The 6914-nt window shown below is 65.4% G+C and carries 5 protein-coding genes; 3 read left to right on the top strand and 2 right to left on the bottom strand.

The window, feature by feature from the left end; all coding sequences use genetic code 11:
• Positions 1–255: 255 nt before the first annotated feature.
• The 3 genes from ACWDEW_RS38625 (at position 256) to ACWDEW_RS38615 (ending at position 4169) form a co-directional block, all read left to right on the top strand.
• Complete coding sequence (locus ACWDEW_RS38625) at positions 256–894, top strand: hypothetical protein (protein WP_450519420.1); 639 nt, start codon at positions 256–258, stop codon at positions 892–894.
• Positions 895–1324: 430 nt separating this feature from the next.
• Positions 1325–1840: a hypothetical protein gene (locus ACWDEW_RS38620; RefSeq protein ID WP_450519418.1), complete on the top strand. Its 516-nt coding sequence runs from the start codon at positions 1325–1327 to the stop codon at positions 1838–1840.
• Positions 1841–2552: 712 nt separating this feature from the next.
• Positions 2553–4169, top strand: a complete 1617-nt coding sequence (locus ACWDEW_RS38615; protein WP_450519416.1) for a hypothetical protein — start codon at positions 2553–2555, stop codon at positions 4167–4169.
• Between the two features lie 229 nt (positions 4170–4398).
• Here ACWDEW_RS38615 and ACWDEW_RS38610 read toward each other — a convergent pair whose 3' ends face one another.
• The gene (locus ACWDEW_RS38610) at positions 4399–4752 is read right to left on the bottom strand and encodes a hypothetical protein (protein WP_318017673.1); all 354 of its coding nucleotides are present in this window, start codon (positions 4750–4752) and stop codon (positions 4399–4401) included.
• A 470-nt stretch (positions 4753–5222) separates the two neighbouring features.
• Entirely contained in the window at positions 5223–6905 is a 1683-nt protein-coding gene (locus ACWDEW_RS38605) for a CocE/NonD family hydrolase (RefSeq protein WP_450519414.1), read from the bottom strand.
• Between the last annotated feature and the right edge of the window lie 9 nt (positions 6906–6914).

The following is a 6914-nucleotide window of genomic DNA, read 5'->3' as shown; positions in this document are numbered from 1 at the left end:
TCCCGAACGATGGCGGGACACAACCCCCTGAGTACGTCTGCGTCGCCGCTAACGCGGGCGCCTGAGTCGAGGTCGCTGCGGCCCGAAGAGCGAGCGGTTTCTGGTGCTCCGTTCACCGAGAATAGGCCCGCCGCTGCGGAGCGCGCGTATCACATCTCCGACACAAGGAGCGCGCGGCACATTCACGCCCGCTGCATCAACGCCACAATGGGCAGTCTCGCTACCGCCCTTGGGGGAGGGACTATGCACGGTAGAATGGCGCTCATCACCTTCGCCGCATTCATTGCCACGCTAACCGCCTGTGCCGGCAGTCACGAGCAAGGCTCAGCAGAACGCGCGACGCCCACCGCGGACAAGGCCCCATCGAAGTCGCCTGATTGCGGGCCCAACTCAACGCTGTCACAGTCCGACTGGATCGATCAGTGCAGCAGTAACAGTGCAGTTCCAACCACCGACAAGCCGAACACCGAGTTGGCCGTCGGGGACACCTTCGCCTACAAAGACGGCATGAAGGTGCAGGTCAACGGCATCAACAAGATCACCAGGTACGGGGAGTACGACGACAGGCCGTCCGCCGACAAGACCGCCTTCCGCGTCGTGTGGACCGTCACAAACGGCACCACCAAACCATACGACCTCGACAACATGAGCTCCGACGCAAAGGGCGCCACCAACGGCGGCGCGACCGAGTCCATTTACGTCGAGGTCGACTCCAAGGAGATGACGGGCCGCCTTGCTCCGGGCCACAGCGGCAGGTTCACGTCCGAGTACACCATCGCCAAGAGCGACGGCACGCAGATTGTCTTCACCATGAGCCGCACCGACGACGCCTTCCTACAGGACGACAGCGCCTACCTCGGCGAAGATCCGCATTGGACCGGCACCATCAAATAGGCAACTTGCACCATCGTTGAATCCAACAGTCATCGCAATAAGTCAACCAGCCCGGTCGAAGACCGTCTCAGTTTTCCGGGGCCCGACGGCTCCACCCGGTGGGCGTAAAAATCGATGGGTGGCCGTCCGGCGGACGTCGAGGAAACTTGGTGCGATCCGGAGCCCGTGTCTCAGTTTCCGTCTCGTTCACCGCCGTTCGCAGACGTTCAGGCGAGACCTGGGGCACGCTCCTGCACACCGAGCAGCCGACCATGAACCCAGGTGAACGCCCCTGTACGAACCTCGACGCCCCACCACCACAGTTGGAACGCGTGTTGCCAGTGAGCGCTGTCTCGACGGAGCGCTGCCGGACTTGAAAAAGGTAGATGACCGGATTGCCGATCAACGATCCGCGATCGGCCCCGACCCTCGCCCTGGGTATGACTGCCCCATGGACTGGATAGCCCCCGTGGGCACCATCGGCGGCGCCATCGTAGGTGTCGGGTCCGCCTTGCTCGCCGAGCGACTGCGGTGGCGGCGAGAACGCGAGCAGCAGTGGACCCAGCAGCGGCGGATCGTCTACCAGGAGTTTGTGGTGGCCAGCAGCCGTGCCCACAGCGAAATGAGAGCATCCGCTCTCAAGGCTGGACTCTCCGAGAGCGAGCGCTTCGGCGAGATTCACCGGGCCATCGACGGCTCGCAACTGTGGCAACACCGCCAAGCTCTGTCGCTCACCGCGCCCAGCCACATAGTCACGTTGGCCGCTGAGGTAACACAAGCCTTGGAGGCCATCAGAGACCTGCTGATAGAGGAGCCATCCATCACAGGAGATCGTTTTCTCCACCTACGCGCCGTGTACTGGCTGAAGAACGCAGACCTACGCGAGGCAATGCGTTCGGACTTGGGCATGAGCGGGCTTCCAGATCCTGAGGTCGGGCGCTACCGAGGACCGCGCATGGTTCCGTAGGCGTACCTGCCAGCGCCGTGACCCGGAGCACCCCTGCGCGTCGACGGCGCTGAGCAGCGGCCCTAGCCAGCTGGTCAGAAGCCGCAGTCACGCCAAGCAGCGCAAGAGCCCTTCGACGATCTGTCGAAGGACTCTCTCAAGATCCTGGAAAACTCGCAGCTCAGACAGCTTCCTTGTTCTCCTTCGGCGTCTAGCCAGACTTATGCACTGGAGGCAACACACTCCAGCCTGTATGACCTCCAATGACCGATCTCTGTAGAGCTACAGATCAGAAGGTGTGAGAGGGGGGTGGGTACGGAGCCATTCGGCGTCCCGAGACCCAGTGGTCCGGGGACTCCTATCCGGCCACCCCCCTTAGCCGCCGTGTTCCTCGGCGAGGACATCGAACCGGCTCATCTCTGCCACGGAAGCTAACAGCCCCTACTGACAACGCCCTTGGAGCAGTGACCAGCACCCACGACAGCCGTGCCAGAACCGTGCCAGGTCGTGTGGGGAACCACGGGGAACACCGGGGAGCTGCTCGGCAGTCAGTTCGGATACAGACACCCTCGATCGCAGGTCAGCACGGGAGATCGGGCCGAAGCACCCGAGCTTCCCAAGCTGAGAGCGCGAGTTTCGGTCTCATGGCCCACTACCAGGTAAGTCCGCATTAGGTCAGGCGTCTCACGGGTAACCTCACGGGCGATGCATCCGGGGGTGGGGGGCAGCGAGCGTGCGCACCGAGGATCTGACTCAAGTGGAACTGCGTGTTCGGGACGCGTTCTCCCGCGGCGAGAGGTTGGACCTGCGGGTCGGCGATACAGATGAGGACAGGCCGGCTAACAGCGGTCGCTGGGGAGCCGAGCGCACGGTCAGGGGTGCTGCGCTTACGTGGTTGCTACTTGACGGCGCCGTCGCAGAGCCGGGACACGTCCCCGCACTGCGGCTGGACGGCGTGCGCGTGGACGGATCGTTGGAACTCGACTATGCCGAGATCCCGTACCGCGTCACCATGGACGGTTGCGACTTCCGAGGCAGAGTCACCCTTTACAGTGCGCGCACCCGACAGTTCAGCCTGAAGCGCTGTCGTCTTGTCCGGTTCTATGCAGCCAACGCGTCGGTCGACGGCGACCTGAAGGTTCGTCATTCCCAGCTGGACGGCTTGCTGAACCTGGACGGTACTCACATCACCGGCATCCTCAACCTCGACGGGAGCCAACTGAGCAACTCCGAGGGTCCCGCCCTGACCGCCAACCGCCTGCAGGTAGAAGATCACATATGGATGCGCAGTGGCTTCACTGCGGAAGGCGAAGTGATCCTGCGTAGCACTCACGTTGGCGGTGACCTTGACATGAGTGGCGCCCAGCTCCTGAAGCCTGGAGGCGTAGCGCTGAAGGCCTCACGGATGCATGTCGAGGGCGACATGGTCTGCGACCGGATCAAGACGGTGGGCGAAGTCGATATTCCAGGCGCCAGAGTCGACGGGGTTGTTCGCTTTTGGAACGCTCAGTTGCGCAACCCGGAACGCAGGGCGCTGCACGGATATCACCTTCAGGTTGGCACAAGCCTGCATCTCAACAGCGGCTTCACCGCGGAAGGGAGTATCGATCTGGCTGGAGCCAGGATCAATGGCCGAATCACCCTGCGGGATGCGCGGATCACGGCTCCGGGTCGCGTCGCGCTTGCCATGCCGCACGCCCAGGCGGAGGAGGTGGATCTACGGATGGGGGAGCCGCCGCAGGGCCTGGTGGATCTCCGTCACGCGATGGTTGGGATCATCCGAGATGCATCGCAGAGCTGGCCCGACGAACTGAAGGTCGACGGTCTACGCTACGACCGGTTCGAGGACCCGCTGCCGCCGAGACAGCGCATACGGTGGCTGCTTCGCGACAGGTCTGGTTACACCCCGCAACCGTTCGAACAACTGGCTCTTGCATACCACTCGTTAGGCCACGAGGACGAGGCACGCACCATCTCGCTGCTTAAGGAGCGTCTCCGTCGCGGAACCCTGCCACGGCATGCCCGCGTCTGGGGAACGATCCAGGACATCACTGTCGGCTACGGCTACCGGCCGATGCGCGCCGGCCTTTGGCTGATCGGCCTGCTGGCACTCGGCTCGGTTGTCTTCACGGTCCAGCGCCCTATCCGCACCGCCCCTGATAGCACAGAGGTCTTCAACCCCGTGATCTTCACCCTTGACCATTTGCTTCCTGTTATTGGTCTCGGGCAGGCAGCAGCATTCACTCCCACGCCCGGCACTCAGTGGATCGGCTACTTCCTTACCGGCTGCGGATGGATCCTTGCGACGACGATAGTCACCGGCGTCACACGTTCCCTCAACCGGCGCTAGGCAAGGGACGTGACGGCCTGCTCCGACCTTTCTAACCTGTGGCAGGGTGACGCACCCTGCCACATGCCGCCGTCTCAGTTTCCGTCTCATTCACCTTCGTTCGCCGCCGTTCAGGTCAGGCCACGGGCCCTCCTTGGCAGCCCTGCGAACCCGTCATGAATGCAGGTGAACGGCCCCGAACGACGCCCACTCCCCCACCCCCACAGTTGGAAAGCGTGTTGGCGGCAGATCAGGTCTCTCCGTCGCTCGGGTACGCCCATGATCGGATCTCCCACGGAGTTTCACCGCTCGATCGTTCAGCAACGTGCCCCGGCGGCATGTCGGCCAGTTCGATGAGGGACGGGTCCTGAGTCAGAACGTGGTCCATGTGCGCCACGATCGAGGCGCCGTCCGCATTTGGATCGTGGAGACCGTCGCACAGAAGCCAGTCGTCCTCATCGTCATGGATCACCGTCAGGGCCGGAAACTCCGCGTCCACGACAGTGCGTTGCACCACTGCCAGTAGCCCCGCGGGAAAGACGCCAGCGGGGAACGGCCAAGTGATGTCCGGTTGCATCGATCCCATGCCCGCATCTTCGTCCACGACTGAAGGCCCGCCATACCCTGGGGTGCCTGACTCGTTACGCCACGAGGGCGCCTTCGCTGACCGAGCGCCGCACCACAACCGCACCAGATCCAGCGGGGAGCAGCGGGGAGCAGCGGGGAACCACGGTGAAAGCAGCCGAGCCCGACGAAGCCGCACCCGAACCGTTCGCCCAGGTCAACCCCAGAACCGCCCCCAAACGCCCGCAGCTTCCCAAGCTGAGAGTGCGAGTTCGATTCTCGTCACCCGCTCCATATGAAACCCCAGGCCAACAGCCTGGGGTTTGTTTGTTGTCCGATCCCGTTCAGGGGCTCGTTCGGGACCGCCGTCGAAGCCGGATGGGGACAGTCGATCAGTACCTTGCCGTCCGGAACCGTCCGGGTCACCGAGTACGCCGGCTTCGCGGCCCCGCACCACCGCTGGACGTGCTGCCGCAGTTCGGTCGGCGGCGTGGCCGTCCCGGCGTGGTCCTACGCTTCTTGGCGGGCCGGAACCACCGGCAGCACGATGCGGGAGGGCCGGGCCGGGTCGTGGAAGACCTGCTGGCGGGCCACCCGGGCCGTGGTCGCGCTCTCCTCGGGTTCGCCTGTGTTGAGGTTGCGGTCCCAGCGGGGGAAGTTGCTGGAGGTGACCTGGACCCGTATGCGGTGCCCTGCCCGGAAGACGATGCTGGTCGACCACAGGTCCACGACGTGCTCGGCCGGCTCACCCGGGATCGCCCGTACCCGCACGATGCCGTCGGCCACATTGCGGGAGACGCCGTGCTCGTCGACGTCACACAGCCGTGCCACCCAGTCGGTCGAGGGCCCGTCCGTGGCCGCGAAGAGCACGGCCTTGACGCGGCCGGTCACCTCGATGTCCTCGGTGAGGGGTTCGGTGGTGAAGACCAGGACGTCCTCGCGCGCCTCCACGTCCCTCTGGTCGAGGGGCCCGGGACGGAACTCGTCGGTCATCAGCGACGCGCCGCCGGTGGTGGGCACCGGATCCGTCGGATCGTAGGTGAACTCCTCGGCCTGCTCGGCGACAGCGGGCGGCTCCCGCGTCAGGCGGCCGTCGGCGCGCAGGTGGAAGTCCGTGTCCACGGCCCGCGACAGGGGCCATTCCGTCTCCTCGCGCCACTGGTTGACGCCCATGACGAACAGCAGCACCCTGCCTGTGTCCGGCTCCAGCGCCTCACCGTCGCCGATCGTGCGCTGGAACCAGTCGAGCTGGAGGCCGTGCAGGGGTCCGCGCATGCCCATGAAGGCGGAGTTCGCGCCGAACCCGAAGTTGACGTCGCCGATGACGTGCTGCTGGTTGGAGTGACTCCACGGACCCATGATCAGCGTGGCGGACCGGCCGGTGCGGCGCATGGCGGTGAAGTTGTCGAGTGTGCCCTGGGTGAAGATGTCGTACCAGCCGCCGACCTGGAAGGTGGGCAGGTCGACCTCGTCGTGCCGGCCCGCGACACGGCAGGACCGCGCCCACTCGGGCTCCCGCCGGGACCTCTCGTAGCCCAGCTCGGGAAGGTCGTGCCGGACGAACGCGGGGAACCGCCCGGCGGGCAGTTCGCCGTAGCCGCCGTCGGCCAGGCCGTCGAGATCCCGCACGAGCCCGCCGAGACTGCCGCCGAGCGTGGCCGGGTCGGCGCTGTGACGGCGCATCAGCGCGTCTGCGCCCATCATGAGGGACCAGGGCGCGGTGATGCCGAGTTCGATTGCGCCGCCGCGCGTCCACAGTCCGTCGTCCGGTTCGGACCACGTGACCATCGGCGCGATCGCCTTCAGCTCCGGCGGCTTGGCCAGCGCCGCCATCCACTGGGTGTTGCCGAAGTAGCTGGCGCCGATCATGCCGACGGAGCCGTTCGCTCCGGGAAGGGCGGCGGCCCACCGTACGGTGTCGTAACCGTCGCTCTCCTCGTACGTCCACGGCTCCCACTCCCCCTCGGAGGCGAACCGGCCCCGGGTGTCCTGGAGGACCACCATGAAGCCACGCCGAGCCGCCGCCAGGGGATCGAGGAGGGCGATCGCCAGGGCCATCTGCTTGCCGTACGGCAGTCGGCTCAGCAGCACCGGCCACGGCCCCGTACCCCCGGGCCGGTAGACATCCGCGCGCAGCACCGTGCCGTCACGCATCTCCGCCGGAACATCGAACTCGACCTGAATCTCTGCCATGTTCCTGCT

It is taken from the genome of Streptomyces sp. NPDC001100 (assembly GCF_053598575.1).
This window is presented reverse-complemented; position numbering and strand designations above follow the sequence as displayed.

Excerpts from the sequence above, each read along its gene's own strand:
- ACWDEW_RS38625 (WP_450519420.1), top strand. The coding sequence starts at position 256 with ATGGCGCTCATCACCTTCGCCGCATTCATTGCCACGCTAACCGCCTGT.
- ACWDEW_RS38620 (WP_450519418.1), top strand. The coding sequence starts at position 1,325 with ATGGACTGGATAGCCCCCGTGGGCACCATCGGCGGCGCCATCGTAGGT.
- ACWDEW_RS38605 (WP_450519414.1), bottom strand. The coding sequence starts at position 6,905 with ATGGCAGAGATTCAGGTCGAGTTCGATGTTCCGGCGGAGATGCGTGAC.